Source organism: Rhodovibrio salinarum DSM 9154 (assembly GCF_000515255.1).
In the GTDB taxonomy this organism is placed as follows: domain Bacteria; phylum Pseudomonadota; class Alphaproteobacteria; order Kiloniellales; family Rhodovibrionaceae; genus Rhodovibrio; species Rhodovibrio salinarum.
Genome location: NZ_KI911559.1, coordinates 1138558 through 1155073 on the forward strand (window position 1 = coordinate 1138558; position 16516 = coordinate 1155073).

Annotated in this window: 16 protein-coding genes; 8 read left to right on the forward strand and 8 right to left on the reverse strand. The window is 67.7% G+C overall.

Going from position 1 to position 16516, the window contains the following annotated elements; genetic code table 11:
- Nucleotides 1-50: 50 nt before the first annotated feature.
- Nucleotides 51-1307 (forward strand): CCA tRNA nucleotidyltransferase, encoded by a 1257-nt coding sequence (locus tag RHOSA_RS0105315; protein WP_027287852.1) that lies wholly within the window; start codon nucleotides 51-53, stop codon nucleotides 1305-1307.
- A 12-nt stretch (nucleotides 1308-1319) separates the two neighbouring features.
- On the opposite strand, the gene RHOSA_RS24655 is transcribed toward RHOSA_RS0105315, so the two are convergent.
- From RHOSA_RS24655 to RHOSA_RS0105340, 4 genes are all read right to left on the reverse strand, one after another.
- A protein-coding gene (locus tag RHOSA_RS24655) for an IS630 family transposase (RefSeq protein ID WP_156092564.1) occupies nucleotides 1320-2278 on the reverse strand; the annotation gives its coding sequence in 2 pieces (ribosomal slippage) (nucleotides 1320-1934 and nucleotides 1937-2278; 957 coding nt in all).
- 75 nt (nucleotides 2279-2353) lie between these two features.
- Nucleotides 2354-2707: a carboxymuconolactone decarboxylase family protein gene (locus RHOSA_RS0105330; protein ID WP_027287855.1), complete on the reverse strand. Its 354-nt coding sequence runs from the start codon at nucleotides 2705-2707 to the stop codon at nucleotides 2354-2356.
- Between the two features lie 124 nt (nucleotides 2708-2831).
- Entirely contained in the window at nucleotides 2832-3764 is a 933-nt protein-coding gene (hemF, locus tag RHOSA_RS0105335; protein ID WP_027287856.1) for an oxygen-dependent coproporphyrinogen oxidase, read from the reverse strand.
- A 29-nt stretch (nucleotides 3765-3793) separates the two neighbouring features.
- A complete protein-coding gene (locus RHOSA_RS0105340; protein WP_027287857.1) occupies nucleotides 3794-4276 on the reverse strand; it encodes a tRNA (cytidine(34)-2'-O)-methyltransferase in 483 nt (160 codons plus the stop codon).
- Between the two features lie 258 nt (nucleotides 4277-4534).
- Between RHOSA_RS0105340 and petA the strand changes: the two genes are divergently transcribed.
- The 7 genes from petA to gltX all read left to right on the forward strand — a co-directional run bounded on the left by petA (nucleotide 4535) and on the right by gltX (nucleotide 11790).
- Nucleotides 4535-5083 (forward strand): ubiquinol-cytochrome c reductase iron-sulfur subunit, encoded by a 549-nt coding sequence (gene petA / locus RHOSA_RS0105345; RefSeq protein ID WP_027287858.1) that lies wholly within the window; start codon nucleotides 4535-4537, stop codon nucleotides 5081-5083.
- Between the two features lie 12 nt (nucleotides 5084-5095).
- A complete protein-coding gene (locus RHOSA_RS0105350; protein ID WP_027287859.1) occupies nucleotides 5096-6361 on the forward strand; it encodes a cytochrome b in 1266 nt (421 codons plus the stop codon).
- A gap of 5 nt (nucleotides 6362-6366) precedes the next feature.
- Nucleotides 6367-7131, forward strand: a complete 765-nt coding sequence (locus RHOSA_RS0105355; protein ID WP_027287860.1) for a cytochrome c1 — start codon at nucleotides 6367-6369, stop codon at nucleotides 7129-7131.
- Between the two features lie 177 nt (nucleotides 7132-7308).
- A complete protein-coding gene (locus RHOSA_RS0105360; RefSeq protein WP_027287861.1) occupies nucleotides 7309-8196 on the forward strand; it encodes an S-methyl-5'-thioadenosine phosphorylase in 888 nt (295 codons plus the stop codon).
- Between the two features lie 60 nt (nucleotides 8197-8256).
- Nucleotides 8257-9363 carry an S-methyl-5-thioribose-1-phosphate isomerase gene (gene mtnA / locus RHOSA_RS0105365; protein ID WP_027287862.1) on the forward strand — a complete coding sequence of 369 codons (1107 nt, stop codon included), beginning with the start codon at nucleotides 8257-8259 and terminating at the stop codon, nucleotides 9361-9363.
- A gap of 146 nt (nucleotides 9364-9509) precedes the next feature.
- A complete protein-coding gene (locus tag RHOSA_RS0105370; RefSeq protein ID WP_156092566.1) occupies nucleotides 9510-10388 on the forward strand; it encodes a VOC family protein in 879 nt (292 codons plus the stop codon).
- 55 nt (nucleotides 10389-10443) lie between these two features.
- On the forward strand, nucleotides 10444-11790 hold the full coding sequence (gltX, locus tag RHOSA_RS0105375) for a glutamate--tRNA ligase (RefSeq protein ID WP_027287864.1): 1347 nt from the start codon (nucleotides 10444-10446) through the stop codon (nucleotides 11788-11790).
- Between the two features lie 48 nt (nucleotides 11791-11838).
- On the opposite strand, the gene RHOSA_RS0105380 is transcribed toward gltX, so the two are convergent.
- The 4 genes from RHOSA_RS0105380 to RHOSA_RS0105395 all read right to left on the reverse strand — a co-directional run bounded on the left by RHOSA_RS0105380 (nucleotide 11839) and on the right by RHOSA_RS0105395 (nucleotide 16432).
- The gene (locus RHOSA_RS0105380) at nucleotides 11839-12876 is read right to left on the reverse strand and encodes a histone deacetylase family protein (RefSeq protein ID WP_027287865.1); all 1038 of its coding nucleotides are present in this window, start codon (nucleotides 12874-12876) and stop codon (nucleotides 11839-11841) included.
- 31 nt (nucleotides 12877-12907) lie between these two features.
- Nucleotides 12908-13840 carry a 3,5-dioxohexanoate:acetyl-CoA acetone transferase gene (gene kce / locus RHOSA_RS0105385; protein WP_027287866.1) on the reverse strand — a complete coding sequence of 311 codons (933 nt, stop codon included), beginning with the start codon at nucleotides 13838-13840 and terminating at the stop codon, nucleotides 12908-12910.
- A 74-nt stretch (nucleotides 13841-13914) separates the two neighbouring features.
- Entirely contained in the window at nucleotides 13915-15300 is a 1386-nt protein-coding gene (locus RHOSA_RS0105390) for an aminotransferase family protein (RefSeq protein WP_051431833.1), read from the reverse strand.
- Nucleotides 15301-15307: 7 nt separating this feature from the next.
- Complete coding sequence (locus RHOSA_RS0105395; RefSeq protein WP_027287868.1) at nucleotides 15308-16432, reverse strand: ABC transporter ATP-binding protein; 1125 nt, start codon at nucleotides 16430-16432, stop codon at nucleotides 15308-15310.
- Nucleotides 16433-16516: the final 84 nt, after the last annotated feature.

Here is a 16516-nt window from a genome sequence, read left to right on the forward strand (position 1 = left end):
GTCAAAAGCAGTCTTTGTCACCTGCCCGCGGGCCGCTTACAACGGCAGCCATGCAGCCCGCCGGACGGATCGACCCGCAGGACTGGATGACCGCGCCGGACACCCGCGCGGTGGTGGCCGCGCTGACCGCGGACGGGCAGGAGGTGCGCTTCGTTGGCGGCTGTGTCCGCGATGCGCTGATCGAGCGGCCGGTCGGCGACATCGACATCGCCACCCCCGACGCGCCCGAGACGGTGATGGCGCTGCTGCGGCGCGCGGGGCTGAAGGCGGTGCCGACCGGGATCGAGCACGGCACGGTGACGGCCGTCAGTGGCCATCGGCCGTTCGAGATCACCACCCTGCGTGAGGATGTCGAGACCTACGGCCGGCACGCCCGCGTCGCCTTTACCGACGACTGGGCGGCCGATGCCGCCCGGCGCGATTTCACCATGAACGCGATGTTCTGCGCGCCCGACGGGACGATTTACGATCCGTTCGGTGGCTGGGCCGACCTGCTGGCGGGGCATGTGCGCTTCGTCGGCGATGCCGAGGCGCGGGTGCGCGAGGATTACCTGCGCCTGCTGCGCTTCTTTCGCTTCTACGCCCGCTACGGCCAGGGGCCGCCGGATGCGGCGGCATTGCAGGCCGCCCAGCGCCACGCGGGTAAGCTGACCACCTTGGCGGCGGAACGGATTTGTCACGAACTGCTGAAATTCCTGGAAGCCGCCAATCCAGGGCCGGCGGCGCGGGTGATCCGCGATTACGGCATCCTGCAACCGGTTTTGCCCGAGGCGCGCTATGCGGAGCGGCTCAGTTGGCTGGCTGCGATCGAGCGCGAACAGGGGGTTGCGATCGATCCGCTGCGGCGGATGGCGGCCTGGCTCGACCTGCGCGAAGCGCATCGCCTGGGGGAACGGTTGCGGCTCTCGAAGAAGGCGGAGCGATACCTGCGCACACTCGCCGCGCCGACGGCAAGCGTGCGTGTCGACCGGGCGACCGCAACGCTCCGTCGGCCGCTGCATCGGTTGGGCCGGGAACTGACCCGCGACCTATACCTGCTCGACGCCGCCGAGCGTGCGGCGGCAGGCGGACGCCTCAACACCAAGGCGTTGGCAGCCGGTCTGGCGGAGATCGAGGCCTGGCAGCCCAAGCGTTTGCCGGTCGATGGGCGCGACGTGACCGCGCTCGGCGTCGCGCCCGGACCGCGGATCAAAGAGCTGTTGGAGGCGCTGGAAGAGTGGTGGGTCGACCAGGACTTCCAGCCCGGCCGCGAGGCCTGTCTTGCGGAACTGAAGCGCCGGGTCGCGGCCCTTCCTGGGGACGGCTAGAGCATCAGACTTTTATTCGTGCACATAGCCTGCGTGGCGGAAGAAATTCCAGCATTCCTCTGGCTGGAACAGGTTGCAGATGTCGCCAGTGCGTCGCCAGAGGGCGTCGTAGGTGCGCGCCTCGGCGGCCCGGAGATGTGCCTTGAGCTTGGAGAACGCCAGTTCGATTGGGTTTAGGTCCGGCGAGTATTTCGGCAGGAACAGGAACCAAGCGCCGCGCTCGGCGAGGAGCGCTCTGGCGTGAGCGCTGTCGTGGGCGGACAGGTTGTCCAGGATGACGACGTCGCCCGGGCGCAGTGTCGGGGCGAGCTGGTGCTCGACGTAGGCTTCGAAGCGTTCGCGGTTGAGCGGCCAGTCGATCACCCAAGGCGCTGTCAGGCCGTCGCAGCGTAGGCCGGCGATAAAGGTTTGGGTCGCCCAGCGCCCGGCCGGCGCCTTGGCGTCGACCCGCGTGCCCCGCGGCGCCCGGCCGCGCAGGCGGGTCAGCTTGGTCGAGGTCGCGGTCTCGTCGACGAACACCAGGCGCCTGGGCTGCGCGCGCATCCGGGCTTGGCGCAGCCCGGTCCAGACGCGCCGCGCGGCGGCCACGTCCGGGCGGCGCTGCTCGGCGGCCGTCAGCGCCTTTTTTTGTAAGTGATGCCGTTGCGGCACAGGAAGCGGGACACAGATGCGGGCGCGACCGACACGCCGCGTTCGCGCGCCAGCTTGTCCGCGAGCTCGGGCATCGTCAGGTCTGGCCGCTCGGCCAGACACGCCCGCAGATAGTCGAACTGGCCGGCCAGCTTGCCACCACCGCCCGGACGTCCTCGCGCATCCGGCGCAATCCGACCAGTCTGCGACCAGCGTTTTACCAGCTTGACCGCCGAACTCGGGCTGATCCGAAAGTGCCGGGCAGCCGCCCGCTTGCTGCCACCCGCCTCGACGTACTGCACCACCCGCTCGCGCAGGTCCTTGGAATGCGCACCGCTCATGATTCACCTCCTACGACGGTGAATCACACAGCAGCGCCGAAGGGAATCCCTGATTCGATGAGCGGGTCCGATGCTCTAGCCGTTCGATTCGGCCGCGAACTGGTCGTAGGCGCGCAGCGCTTCCCCGCCGTAGACCATCGACGGGCCGCCGCCCATGTGGATCGCGGTCGCCACCGCCTCGGCAACTTCCTCGCGGGTCGCGCCGTAGCGCATCGCTGACTTGGTATGCGCGGCGATGCAGCCGTCGCAGCGCAGCGACACCCCGATCGACAGCGCGATCAGCTCCTTCACCTTGGCGCTCAGCGCGCCGTCGGCATAGGTCGCCTTGCCCATCTGCACGAAGCCCTTCATCAGCTCCGGAGCAGCCTGGCGCAGCAGCTGCGCGTTCTCGCTTACGTTCTTCGCGGTCGCCGGATAGTCGGTCGCCATCGTCGGGATTCTCCTGTTGCGGTGCTTCACGCGTTGACGATTACGTCTAGGCGAATGTGTTGTCCAAAAATGAGTGCGGTGCAACAGGGCGCGACGATCTGCACCGGATCAGCCGTTGCACGGTTTACGGCCAGGACGCCATCGGCGGCAGGGACATCAGGATCGCTTCCGGGTTGCCGCCGGTCTTGAGGCCGAACTGGGTGCCGCGGTCGTAGACCAGATTGAACTCCGCGTAGCGACCGCGGTGGATCAATTGCTGGCGGCGGTCGTCGTCGCTCCAGGGTTCGTGCATGCGCCGGCGAACCAGCCGCGGAAAGATGTCCAGAAAGGTCGTGCCGACGTCCTGGGTGAAGGCGAAGTCCGCCTCCCAGTCGCCGGAGTTCAGGTAGTCGTAGAAGATCCCGCCGACGCCGCGCGCCTCGCCACGGTGCTTGTTGAAGAAGTACTCGTCCGCCCAGGCCTTGTAGCGTTCGTGGTCGGCAACCGCATGGCGGTTGCAGCAGTCTTCCAGCGCCTTGTGGAAGTCGCGCGTGTCGTCGTCCTTGACCAGGGCCGGGTTCAGGTCGGCGCCGCCGCCGAACCAGCTTTGGGTCGTGACGATGTGGCGGGTGTTCATGTGCACCGCCGGGGCGTGCGGGTTCCACATGTGCGCCACCAGCGAGATGCCGGCCGCCCAGAAGCGCGGCGCCTCCGACGCGCCTGGGATCTGCGTTGCAAACTCGGGCGAGAAGTTGCCGGAGACGACGGAGATGTTGACCCCGACCTTCTCGAACACCCGGCCATGCATCACCGCCATGGTGCCGCCGCCGGGATCGTCCACGCTATCGTCCGAGCGGGTCCAGGAGGTGCGCTGGAAGCGCCCGGGCGGGATGTCGCCCATGCGCTCGGCCGTTTCGCCGGACAGCTCGTCCTCCAGGGTCTCGAACGCCGCGCAGATGCGGTTGCGCAACTCGGCGAACCATTCGGTGGCACGGTGCTGGCGCTCGGAGACCGCGCCGACGCCCTCCGCGCTGACTTGGCTGGTCGGGCTGTCCTGGCTGCTATCGGCGTCACTCACGGGGGATGGCCTTCTTCGCTGCTCGGTCTTTACGTCTCGCAAGGCGGCACGGCGGCGTCCTGGGCCGCCGGGTAGCCGCCGGTCTGGCGTAGCGCCTCGCCCGCCACCATCGCTGCGGCAAGCGCCACGTTCAAGCTGCGCATGCCGGGCGCCAGCGGAATTCCGACCCGCGCGCCGGCAGCGTCATGCACGGCCTGCGGCACGCCGGCGCTTTCCCGCCCCAGCAGCAGCACGTCGTCGGGTCGGAACTCGAAATCGACATGTCGGGTTGCGGCATGCGTGGTCAGCAGCACGAGCCGCCCGGGCTCCGTCGCCAGGAAACGGTCGAACGAGCCGTGCCGGCGCAGGTCCATATGACGCACGTAATCCATCCCGGCGCGCTTGAGACGCTTGTCGTCGAGCTGGAAACCGAGCGGTTCGATCAGGTCCACGCCCAGCTCTAGGCAGGCGGCGAGGCGCAGGATGGTGCCGGTGTTCTGGGGGATGTCGGGTTCGTAAAGCGCCAGGCGCATGGCCGAGAATCGGTGTCGAGGCGGGCTTTCGGGGCTTTGCGTTTGTCGGGCATTTCCTCTATAGGAGGGCCGCAACTTTGCCTGTATGGGGTGTGGGCTGCGCTAGCATGTCGCATCCATGCGCCCAGGCATAGCCCTAGCTTTCGGCCATACGCGCCGAGTAGTTTGGCCGCTTGCATTTTGACTGCCAAAATCTCGGTGTGCCTTGTGCGGGCCAAGGGCACCCTTAGTGAAGCCAGCAAGGGAACGTTAGTCACTATGGCGAACACGGCGAACACCGGGCAGAAAGGCGGCGGCTCTTCGCGCCGCGATTTTCTGTACCTCGCCACCGGCGCCGTCGGCGCCGTCGGCGTTGGCGCCACGGCTTGGCCGTTTATCGATCAGATGAACCCCAGCGCGGCTGTGCTGGCGCTGGCCACGACCGAGGTCGACCTGAGCCCGATCTCCGAAGGCATGGGCATCACCGCGATGTGGCGGAGCAAGCCCGTGTTTGTACGCAAGCGCACTCAGAGCGAAATCGACGAGGCGCGCTCGGTGGATGTGAACGCGCTGCCTGACCCGCAGACGGACGAGGCGCGCGTGCAGCAGCCGGAGTGGCTGATCGTCGTCGGCATCTGCACGCACCTTGGGTGCATTCCGCTGGGCAACAAGCAGAGCGAACCGCGCGGCGATTACGGTGGTTGGTTCTGCCCGTGCCACGGCTCGCACTACGATACGTCCGGACGGATCCGTAAGGGGCCGGCTCCCGAGAACCTCGCGGTGCCGACCTATAATTTCGTCAACGATTCGACGGTCCAACTCGGGTAGGGAAACGGCCACATGGCTAGTGATTACCAGACGCCATATAAGGGCGTGCTGGGTTGGCTAGACGATCGACTGCCGGTCATCAACTTCGCCGACCAGCATTTGCGCTTCTATCCTACCCCGAAGAACCTGACTTACGCCTGGAACTTCGGGTCGCTCGCCGGCATCGCGCTCGTGATCATGATCGTCACGGGTGTCGTGCTGGCGATGCACTACACACCGCACACCGCCTACGCGTTCGACTCGATCCAAAAGATCATGCGCGACGTCAACTACGGTTGGCTGCTGCGCTACATCCACATGAACGGGGCGTCGTTCTTCTTCATCGTGGTGTACATCCACATCTTCCGCGGCCTTTATTACGGCTCGTACAAGCAGCCGCGCGAGGTCTTGTGGGGGTTGGGCGTGATCATCCTGCTGCTCATGATGGCAACCGCCTTCATGGGCTATACGCTGCCCTGGGGCCAGATGAGCTTCTGGGGCGCCACGGTGATCACCAACCTGTTCTCCGCGGTGCCGGTGTTCGGTGACGAGGTCACGCGCTGGCTGTGGGGCGGTTTCGCTGTCGGCAACCCGACGCTGCAACGCTTCTTCGCGCTGCACTACCTGCTGCCCTTCGTGATCCTGGGCGCGGTGATCCTGCACCTTGTCGCGCTGCACCGGTACGGCTCGAATAACCCGACCGGCATCGAGCCCAAGGGCAAGCAGGACCAGGTGCCGTTTCACCCCTACTACACGGTGAAGGACCTGTTCGGCCTGGGCGTATTCCTGATCGCGTTCTCGCTGTTCGTGTTCTACGCGCCGAACTACATGGGGCACGCGGATAACTACATCCCGGCTGACCCGCTGGTGACGCCGCCGCATATCGTGCCCGAATGGTACTTCCTGCCGTTCTACGCGATCCTGCGGGCGATCCCGAGTAAGCTGGGTGGGGTGCTCGCGATGTTCGCCTCCGTGCTGGTGCTGTTCGTTCTGCCGTGGTTGGACCGCAGCCGGGTGCGCTCGGGCCGCTACCGTCCGATCTTCAAGCAGTTCTTCTGGCTGCTGGTGCTGGATGCCCTGGTGCTCGGCTACGTCGGCGCGATGCCGCCGGAAGGCATCTGGATCCCGATTGGCCAGATCGCGACGGCATACTACTTCGCCTTCTTCCTGGTGATCCTGCCGCTGCTGGGCATTTTCGAGCGACCGAAACCGTTGCCCAACAGCATATCCGATCCCGTCCTGAAGAAAGGTGGCGGACAGCCCGCTGGCGCAACCGCGAAGCCGATGGAGAAAGCGTAACCGCCATGAAGAAGCTGTTTGCCGCAGTGGCGATGGCCGCGACCATGGGGCTGGCCTCCGGGCCGGCCCAGGCCGCCGAGTCCACGTCGCTTCCCGAGCACACCTGGGAATTCGAGGGCGTGTTCGGGACTTTCAACCGTGCCTCCGCGCAGCGGGGCCTGCAGGTCTACAACCAGGTTTGTTCCAGCTGCCACGGCATGAAGTATGTGGCGTTCCGCACGCTGGAGGACCTTGGCTATAACGAAGACCAGGTCGAGGCGATCGCTTCGCAGTACACCGTGACCGATGGTCCGAACGACCAGGGCGAGATGTACGAGCGGCCGGCGGAGGCGAACGACACTTTCCCGTCGCCCTATCCCAACGAAGTGGTGGCGAAAAACGCCAACGGCGGCGCCGCGCCGCCGGATCTCTCGGTGATCACCAGCGCCCGTCCGGGTGGCCCGGAATACGTCCGTGCGCTGATGATCGGCTACGAGGAGGCGCCGGCGGATGCCGAGCTCGCGCCGGGGCAGTACTGGAACGAGTACTTCCCGGGCCACAAGATCGGCATGCCGCAGATGCTGATGGACGGCGCGGTGGAGTACCAGGATGGCACCAAGGCGACCGCCGAGCAGATGGCGCACGACGTGACGACGTTCCTACATTGGGCGGCCAACCCGCACATGGAGGAGCGCAAGCGCATGGGCCTGAAGGTGATCCTCTTCCTGATCGTCCTGACCGGGCTGCTCTATGCCGTGCAGCGCAAGGTCTGGAGCGACGTCAAGAAGTAGCCTTCCCACGGGCCGTCCGTGCCCGCGATGATAAGGGCCGCATCCGCAGGGCGGGTGCGGCCCTTTTTCGTGCCATGGGGGAGATTTGCCGCGGTGCCGTACGCTTGCGTTCGCGCGGGCCACGCGGTTAGGTGACCGCTGGACCCGTCAGCAACCGTAAAGCGGACACGGCATCTCATGAGCGAGCCTGGCACCCCGCCTGTGATCGGCGTCATCGGCGGTAGCGGCGTCTACGACATCGAGGGGCTGGAAAACGCCGAATGGATCACGGTCGACAGTCCGTTCGGGATGCCGTCGGACCAACTGCTGACCGGCGAACTGGATGGGCAGAAGGTGGTGTTTCTGCCGCGCCATGGCCGCGGCCATCCGCTACCGCCCAGCCGGCTGAACTTCCGCGCCAACATCGATGCCCTGAAGCGCGCCGGCGTGACCGAGATTTTATCGGTCTCCGCGGTCGGCTCGCTAAAGGAGGAACTCACGCCTGGCACCTTCGTCCTGTGCGACCAGTTCATCGATCGCACGGTCGAACGCGAACGCTCCTTCTTCGACACCGGTCTGACCGCGCACGTCTCGCTCGCCGATCCGACGTGCACGCGCCTGATGGACGTGCTGCAGGACAGCGCGGCCGCCGAGGGGATTCCGATCCACCGCGGCGGCACCTACCTGTGCATCGAGGGGCCGCAGTTCTCCACCCGGGCGGAGAGCGAGCTGTTCCGCAGCTGGGGCTGTGACGTCATCGGCATGACCAACATGCCCGAGGCCCGGCTCGCGCGTGAGGCCGAGCTCTGCTACACCACCATCGCGATGGTCACCGATTACGACTGCTGGCACGACGACCACGACAACGTCTCGGTGGACGCGGTGATCAAGGTGCTGCTGGCTAATGCCGACAAGGCGCGTGGTCTGGTCCGTCGCGCCGTGCCGGCCCTGGCCGGCCGGCAACAGAGCTGCCCGCGGGGCTGTCAGCACGCCCTGGATAATGCCATTATCACCCAGCCACACGCCCGGGACCCGGCGTTGGTGCGTAAGCTGGACGCCGTCGCCGGGCGGGTGCTGAACGGCTGACTGGACGCCTTCCAACGGGCGCGAAGCGGGGCGCGCGGGGAGACGGGAAGGAGGACGACCATGCAGGTCGACGGCATCGCGTACCGCACGATCTGGCCGGCCGCCGACGGCCGGGCGGTGGAGATCATCGACCAGACTAAGCTGCCGCACAGGTTCGAGACGGTGCGGCTGGAGACGGTGGATGCGGCCGCGCACGCGATTCGCGCCATGCTGGTCCGTGGTGCGCCGCTGATCGGTGCGACGGCGGCCTACGGCCTATGGCTGGCGCTGCGTTCCGATCCGTCCGATGTGGGTCTGGATGCGGCGGCCGAGAAGCTGGTGGCCACCCGGCCGACCGCGATCAATCTGCGTTGGGCGGTCGACGCGGTGGTGCAGGAAGTGCGCCCGCGCGACACCGGCGCGCGTGCCGAGGCCGCTTTCGCCAAGGCGGGCGCGATCTCAGACGAGGATGTAGCGATCAACCGCGCGATCGGCGAACACGGTCTGGAGCTGTTCAAGCGCGCCTACGCCGAGAAGGGCGGGCAGGGGCCGCTCAACGTGCTGACCCACTGCAACGCCGGCTGGCTGGCCACGGTCGATTGGGGCACCGCGTTGGCGCCGATCTATATGGCGCACGACGCGGGCATCCCGGTGCATGTCTGGGTCGACGAGACCCGTCCGCGCAACCAGGGCGCGGCGCTGACGAGTTGGGAGCTCGGTCGCCACGGCGTGCCGCACAAGGTGATCGTCGACAATACCGGCGGCTTGCTGATGCAGCGCGGCCTGGTCGACCTCTGCATCACCGGCACCGACCGCACCAGCGCCAACGGCGACGTCTGCAACAAGATCGGCACCTACCTGAAAGCGCTTGCCGCCCAGGACAACGGCGTGCCGTTCTACGTCGCCTTGCCGGGGCCGACGATCGACTGGACGCTGGACGACGGCACCCGGATTCCGATCGAGGAGCGCGACAGACGCGAGGTCACGCACCTCACCGGCCAAACCGACGATGGCCGGATCGAGACGGTCCGCGTCACCCCACCCGATGCTGAGGCGGCCAACTACGGCTTTGACGTCACGCCGGCGCGTCTGGTCACCGGCCTGATCACCGAACGCGGCGTGGCAGCCGCGAGCCATGCGGGTCTGGCGGGCCTGTATCCGGAGCGCGCCTGCACAGCCGCCGAATAACGGACGAGTCTCCAAGCTGCGATGGACACTCCCGACCTGAGACAGGACATCTGCGACACCGCCCGGCGCGTCAGCGCCCGGGGATTGGACCGGGGTTGGAAACGCCCTCGATCGACGTGCGGTCCGCGCGCGGCCGGGGGCATGTGATGAGCCCGAGGTCCCTGAACGGTCCGCCGCCCGAACGTCCGGTGCGCGGCCTGGACCACTTGTTGATCGTGGCGCACGATCTGGAAGCTGCCCGGTCGACCTACGAACGTCTGGGGTTCCGCACCGCGCCGCGCGGCCGGCATATCGGTTGGGGCACGGCCAACTACTGCCTGATGCTGGAGCAGGGCTATCTGGAGCTGCTGGGTATCGTCGACCACAGCCAGTTCCTGAACGGTCTGGACGAGACGTTGGCGACGCGGGGAGAGGGGCTGTCGGCGGCCGCCTTCGCCGGTGACGACCTGGACCGTTCGGCCGGGCTGTTGCGCGAGACAGACGTTAATGTCGGCGCGCCGCAGGACCTGCAGCGCACGATCGAGGCGGACTCGGGCGATCTGTTGCCGCGCTTCCAGCTATTGCACCTGCCGCGCACGGCCACACCGGGTCTACCGGCCTTCATCTGCAAGCACCTGACCCCGGAGCTGGTCTGGCAGCCCGGCTGGACCGACCAGCCGAACGGCGCGCGACGGATCGCCGGTTTGACCGTGATGGTCGAGGATCCGGGCGCGGTCGCGGTGCCGTATGCCGACATCTTCGGCTTCCGGTCGGTGACCAACACCGACAATCTGGTCACGGTGGATTGTGGCGGGTGCTATCTGCGCTTTACCGACGCCGATGGCTTGCTGGCGTTGCATCCCCAGGCCCGCGCCTTTACCTCGCCGCCGCCGCAAGGCCCTGTTGCCATGCGGGTCGAGGTCGCGGATAAGGCGCACACCGCGAGCGTCCTGCAGGCCAACGGCGTTAGCTTCGAGCGGGACCGCGATGGTCCGCTGCACGTGCCAGCCGCCGAGGCGGCTGGCGTGATGCTCGATTTCGTCTAGGCCGGCACTGCGCCCGGGTCTCTCATTCACATCCGAGTCTGGAGTTCCATTCGCCGTGGCCGCCCCGATCACCGTCCGCTTCGCGCCCAGCCCGACCGGCTACCTGCAGCTCGGCAACGCGCGCGCGGCGCTCGTCAACTGGCTGTTCGCCCGTCAGCAGGGTGGAGAGTTCATCCTGCGTCTGGACGATACCGACCAGGCGCGCAGCGAGTCCGCCTATGCCGAGGCGATTCGGGAAGACCTGACCTGGCTCGGTCTCGGGTGGGACCGGGAGTTCCATCAGAGCGAGCGGCTGGACCGCTACCAGGAGGCGCTGCGCGACCTGGAAGCCGCCGGACACATCTACCCCTGCTACGAGACCGAGGCAGAGCTGGAGGCCAAGCGCAAGGCGCAGGCCGCGCGTCGGCAGGCGCCGGTCTACGACCGCGGCGCGCTCAACCTGACGGACGCAGACAAGCGCGCCTACGAGGCCGAGGGGCGCCAGCCGCACTGGCGCTTCAAACTCGCGGGTGGGCAGGTAACCTGGGACGATCGGGTGCGCGGCCGGCAGAGCGTCCAGGCGGGTGCGGTGTCCGACCCGGTGCTGATCCGGGCCGACGGCCGGCCGCTCTACACGCTGACCAGTGTCGTCGACGATCTGGACTCCGGCGTTAGCCACGTGATCCGTGGGGAGGATCACGTCACCAATACCGCGGCCCAGATCCAGTTGTTTGAGGCATTGGGCGGCACGGCGCCGGCGTTCGCCCACCTGCCGCTGCTGCTGGACGCGCACGGCGAGAAGCTGTCCAAGCGCACCCAGGGCCTTTCCCTGCGGGAATTGCGTGCGGACGAGGTCGAGGCGATGGCGCTCAACAGCTATCTCGCCAAGCTTGGCACGCCGGACCCGATTGAGGAGCGGCAGAGCTTGAACGCCCTGATCGAGGAGTTCGACTTAACGCGCATGGGGCGGGGGGCGCCCAGGTACGACGGCGATGAGCTGATGCGCCTCAACGCGCGCCTGCTGCACGTCACCGACTACGCCACCGTGCGTTCGCGTTTGGAAGCGCTCGGCCTGGCGGACGCCGACCAGGACTTCTGGGAGACGGTGCGTCCGAACCTGACCCGCTTGTCGGAGGCCAGGCAGTGGTACCAGATCTGCCGCGGTACCATTCAGCCGATCGTGGAGGAGCCGGACTACCTCGCCACCGCCGCCGAGCTATTGCCGCAGGAGCCTTGGGGCGAGACCACCTGGCAGCAGTGGACGAGCGCGGTGAAGGAGCGGACGGGGCGTAAGGGTAAAGGCCTGTTCCTGCCGTTGCGCAAGGCGCTGACCGGCATGGAGAAGGGGCCCGAACTCGCCCACTTCCTGCCCCTGATCGGCCGCGAGAAGGCGCTCAAGCGCCTGAACGGGGAAACGGCCTAAGCGGCCCTTGGTCGAGAATTTGCAGGGTACCGCAGCGGGTCATCGTCCTTATGACCCGCGTGCCCGCTCGAACCCGGCAAGGAAGCTTTGCAGGTTGGCGCCCAGGGCGTCCTGCAGATAGCCGCCTTCCTGAACCAGCACGGTCGGCAGATCGAGGCCGGCGATCGCCGCTGCGATCTCGGCGAAGCCGTCGGTGGTGACGGCAAGCCCCTTCAGCGGGTCGCCCTCATGCGCGTCGAGGCCGAGCGCCAGCACCAGTGCGTCCGGCTGGAAGGCGCGGATGCGCTTGAAGCCGGCCTCTAGCGCAGCCAAAACCCCTTGTGTGTCGGTCCCGCGTGCGAGCGGCAGGTTCAAGTTGCAGCCCAGCCCGTCGCCTTCCCCGCGCTCGTGTGCATGGCCCCAGAAGAAGGGGTAGAAGCGTACCGGATCGGCGTGGACCGAGACGGTCAGGACGTCGCCGCGGGTCCAGAAGATGCCCTGGGTGCCGTTGCCGTGATGGACGTCGACGTCGAGGATCGCGACCCGCGCGTGGTCATGGTCGCGTAGCCATTGCGCGGCGATCGCGCAGTTGTTCAGGAAGCAGAAGCCGCCGGCCATGTCGGTGTAGGCATGGTGCCCCGGCGGCCGGCACAGCGCGTAGGCGTGGCGCGCACCCTCGGCGACCAGTTGGGCGGCTGTGACCGCGATCTCCGCGCTTGCCACCGCGGCTTCCCAGGTGCCCTCGGAGATCGGGCAGGCGGTGTCGGCCTGGTGGTAGCCGGCCTGGCCAACGGCGCTCGCGGGATAGCTGGCGGGCCAGCGGCCTTGCGGGTGGACGTTCGGGATCACCTCCGCGCTCGCGCCCTCGATCCGCTGCCAGCGCGGCACGATGTGCTCCAGGAACTGCAGGTACTCCGGCGAGTGCACGGCGGCGATCGGCCCGCGGCCGTGGTCTGCCGGGGCCATCAGTTGGTGGCCGTCGTCGCGCGCGGCCTGCGCCAGGCGTCGGGCGCGCTCCGGCACCTCCGGGCTGTCCTGGACCGCGCCGTTCACCAGGAAATGCTTGGGATGGTGGCTTGCGTGGGCGTCGGACTGCACGACCCGCATGGTCCTCGTTCCTCCTCCGTCGTGATTTCGGTCAGAAGGCGACCTGATCGACGCCCTTGAGTTGCAGCATTTCCCGCGCCTCGGTTGGCGTGGCGGGTTCGAGCGACAGCTCCTCCAGGATGCGGCGGATCTTGGCCACCTGCTGTGCGTTCGACTGCGCCATCTCGCCCTTCGCGATGAACAGGCTGTCCTCCAGCCCGACGCGTACGTGACCGCCCAGCGCCGCGCCCATGGTAACCAGCCGCAGCTGATGCCGTCCGGCCGCGAGTACGGAGAAGTGGTAGGCGTCGCCCAGGACGGCATCGGCGGTGCGCTTCATGTGCAGCAGGTTGTCCGCCGTCGGCCCGATCCCGCCCAGCACGCCCAGGACGAACTGGACGAACAGCGGTGGCTTGACCAAGCCGCGCTCCAGGAAGTGCCCCAGGGTGTGGATGTGGCCGACGTCGTAGCACTCGAACTCGAAGCGGGTGCCGTTCGCCTCGCCCAGGTCGTGCAGGATCGTCTCGATGTCGGCGAAGGTGTTCTTGAAGATGAAGTCGCGGGTATCTTCCAGGTACTTGGGTTCCCAGGCGTGCTTCCAATCCGAGAAGCGTTCCGCGGCCGGGAATAGGCCGAAGTTCATCGAGCCCATGTTGAGCGAGCACATCTCCGGCGCGAGTTGCCGTCCGGCGGCCGTGCGTTCTGCCACGCTCATGTTGTGCCCGCCGCCGGTGGTGACGTTGACCACCGCATCGGTGGCGTCCTTGATCCGGGGTAGGAACTGGCGGAACACCTCGGGCTCGGGGGTGGGGCGGCCGTCGGCGGGATCGCGCGCGTGCAGGTGCAGGATCGCCGCCCCCGCTTCCGCCGCGCCCACCGCCTGTTCGGCGATCTGCTCCGGCGTCACCGGCAGCGCCGCGCTCATGGTCGGCGTGTGGATCGACCCGGTCACCGCGCAGGTGATGATGACCTTCTCGCTTGGCACGGCGGGACCTTCTCCCCAGTCTTTTTGTTGTGTCTGGCGCTGCTGCAGCGGGTGTTTCTGTCCGGCGGACCCGCTTACCCGCCCGGCAGCCCGGCTTCGCGCGCGAAGGCGGCGAGCGCGGCGGCGAGCATGCCGACCAACTCATCGAGTTGCGCTTCGGTCACGATCATCGGTGGGCAGACCATGATGTGGTCGCCCTCCATACCGCCCCGGGTCCGTCGGGAGTAGACGATCAGCCCACGCTCGTAAGCGAGTTCCACGACGCGGGCGTGGGCGTTCAGGGACGGTGGCAGCACCGCCATCGTCTCCCGGTCCGCGACCAGCTCGATCGCGGTCAGCAGGCCCTTGCCACGGACGTCGCCGATGAAGGGAAAGCGTTCCTTCAGCTCGGCCAGGCGCTGCAGCAGGCTGGTGCCCCGGATGGCCGCATTGTCGATCAGGTGCTTGCGGTCGATCTCCTCCAGCACCGCCAGCCCGGCAGCGCAGGCAAGCGGGTTGCCGGCGTAGGTGTAGCCGTGCAGGAACCCGCCGGCGTCCAGAACCGGTTCGACCAGCCGACCGGGCGCCGCCATCGCGCCCAGCGGCGCGTAGCCGGCGGCGAAGCCCTTGGACAGCACCATGATGTCGGGCGTGATGCCCCAGTGCTCCGCGGCGACGAAGGCGCCGGTGCGTCCGGCCCCGCTCATCACCTCGTCGTAGATCAGGAGCACGCCGTAGTGCCGGCAGATCTCGGCCACTCGGGTGTAGTAGCTGTCGGGCGCGACGAGCGCCCCGGTGGAGGCCCCGCCGACCGGCTCCATGATGAACGCGAGCACGCTGTCCGGGCCTTGGCGCTCGATCTCGTCGGCCAGCAGGTCGGCGTAGCGACGGCCGCGTTCCTCCATCGACAGCGCGTCGCGGTCCAGATAGGCGGTCGGTGCGGGGATCGCCGGCATCTCCCGCATCATCGGGCGGAAGGGGGCGTTTAGCGGTTCGTAGCCGGTGATCGCGAGCGCGCCGAGGGTGGAGCCGTGGTAGGACGGCTGCCGGGTGATCACCTTCCAGCGGCTGTCCTGGTCGGTCGCCACTGCCCATTGCCGGGCCAGCTTGATCGCGGACTCCACCGCTTCCGACCCGCCGGAGACGAAGAACACCCGGTCCAGATCGCCCGGCAGGCGGTCGGCCACCCTGGCGGCCAGTTCCTCCGCCGGGGCATTTTCGAAATGCAGCCGGTAGGCGAAGGTGGCGCGCGCCATCTGCGCCTGCATCGCTTGCAGCACGTGTGGGTTGGAATGGCCGATGTTCGAGACCATCGCGCCGGACGAGCCGTCCAGGTAGCAGCGGCCGTGGACGTCCCAGATGTAGAGGCCGTCCGCCCGGTCGATCAGCGGCCGGCGCTGGCGGCCTTGATAGAACAGGTGGGACGGTGGATGGGCCTCGTGACGCGTTCTTTGCGGGGCGGCGTTCTGTGCGTTGGTCATGGCGCGACTATTCCGCGGCGGCCTTGGCCGCTGTGTTCTCGTCGGCGTCGAGCAGCACCACGTCTTGGGCGCGGATGCGCAGCTTGACCGGCTGGCCTTCATGGAAGGGATGGCGGTCGATCGGGTTGATCGCCTGCAGGCTGAGCGGTCCCGCCTGGAGGAAGTAGCGCGCGGCCTGCCCCTGGTAGTCGACGGCCGTTACCTTGCCGTCCAGCACGACCGAGTCCGGGTCGGGCTCCGGGGCGGCCTCGGACAGGAAGATCTTCTCCGCGCGCACCGCAAGGCGCACCCGTTCGCCCTGTCGTGCGGCGCGGCCGTCGCGGGGGTGGCCCAGCAGCTCACTGCCTGCGTCGAGCGTGAGGCGGGCGGTGGTGCCGGACAGCTCCGCCACCCGCCCGGAGAAGATGTTGGAGATACCGAGGAAGTTGGCGACGAATTCGCTCGCCGGCTCGTTGTAGACCTGCTCCGGCGTGCCTTCCTGCTCAATCCATCCCTCGCTCATCACCACCACCTTGTCGGACATCGCCAGCGCCTCCGACTGGTCGTGGGTGACGAAGATGGTGGAAATGCCAAGCTCGCGCTGGATGCGCTTGAGCTCGACGCGCATCTCCTCGCGCAGATTGGCGTCGAGCGCGCTCAACGGCTCGTCGAGCAGCAGCACGTCCGGCTCGATCACGATCGCCCGGGCGAGCGCGATGCGCTGCTGCTGGCCGCCGGAGAGCTGCTTGGGCACCCGGTCCTCGACGTGCGGCAACTGCACGAGCTGCAGCGCCTCGCGCACCTTCTGGCGGGCGGTTTCCTTGTCGACGTCGCGGTACTTCAGGCCGAAGGCGACGTTCTCGTAGATCGTCTTGTGCGGGAACAGCGCGTAGTTCTGGAACACGATGCCCAGGTTGCGCTTGTGGATCGGCACGTCGTTGACGCGCTGGCCCTTGATCCGGATGTCGCCTTCGCTGGCGTTCTCCAGCCCGGCGATCATGCGCAGCGTGGTCGTCTTGCCGCAGCCGGACGGGCCCACGAAGGTGACGAACGAGCCGCGCTCGACATTCAGGTCCATGCGGTGGACGGCCGTGAAGACGCCGAACCGCTTGACGACGTTGCGCAGTTCCACCGCGTGTTGGGGGTCGGCCAAGGCGGGCTCCCGCGGGGTTGGAACGCACGGCTGGCGCAGGCTGCGCGCGGCCGAGGTCGGTGAAGGGGTGGGCGCGGGAGAACG

Coding starts and splice junctions, on each gene's coding strand:
- RHOSA_RS0105315 (WP_027287852.1), top strand. CDS start 51: ATGCAGCCCGCCGGACGGATCGACCCGCAGGACTGGATGACCGCGCCG.
- RHOSA_RS0105330 (WP_027287855.1), bottom strand. CDS start 2,707: ATGGCGACCGACTATCCGGCGACCGCGAAGAACGTAAGCGAGAACGCG.
- RHOSA_RS0105340 (WP_027287857.1), bottom strand. CDS start 4,276: ATGCGCCTGGCGCTTTACGAACCCGACATCCCCCAGAACACCGGCACC.
- petA (WP_027287858.1), top strand. CDS start 4,535: ATGGCGAACACGGCGAACACCGGGCAGAAAGGCGGCGGCTCTTCGCGC.
- RHOSA_RS0105350 (WP_027287859.1), top strand. CDS start 5,096: ATGGCTAGTGATTACCAGACGCCATATAAGGGCGTGCTGGGTTGGCTA.
- RHOSA_RS0105355 (WP_027287860.1), top strand. CDS start 6,367: ATGAAGAAGCTGTTTGCCGCAGTGGCGATGGCCGCGACCATGGGGCTG.
- RHOSA_RS0105360 (WP_027287861.1), top strand. CDS start 7,309: ATGAGCGAGCCTGGCACCCCGCCTGTGATCGGCGTCATCGGCGGTAGC.
- mtnA (WP_027287862.1), top strand. CDS start 8,257: ATGCAGGTCGACGGCATCGCGTACCGCACGATCTGGCCGGCCGCCGAC.
- RHOSA_RS0105370 (WP_156092566.1), top strand. CDS start 9,510: ATGAGCCCGAGGTCCCTGAACGGTCCGCCGCCCGAACGTCCGGTGCGC.
- RHOSA_RS0105380 (WP_027287865.1), bottom strand. CDS start 12,876: ATGCGGGTCGTGCAGTCCGACGCCCACGCAAGCCACCATCCCAAGCAT.
- RHOSA_RS0105390 (WP_051431833.1), bottom strand. CDS start 15,300: ATGACCAACGCACAGAACGCCGCCCCGCAAAGAACGCGTCACGAGGCC.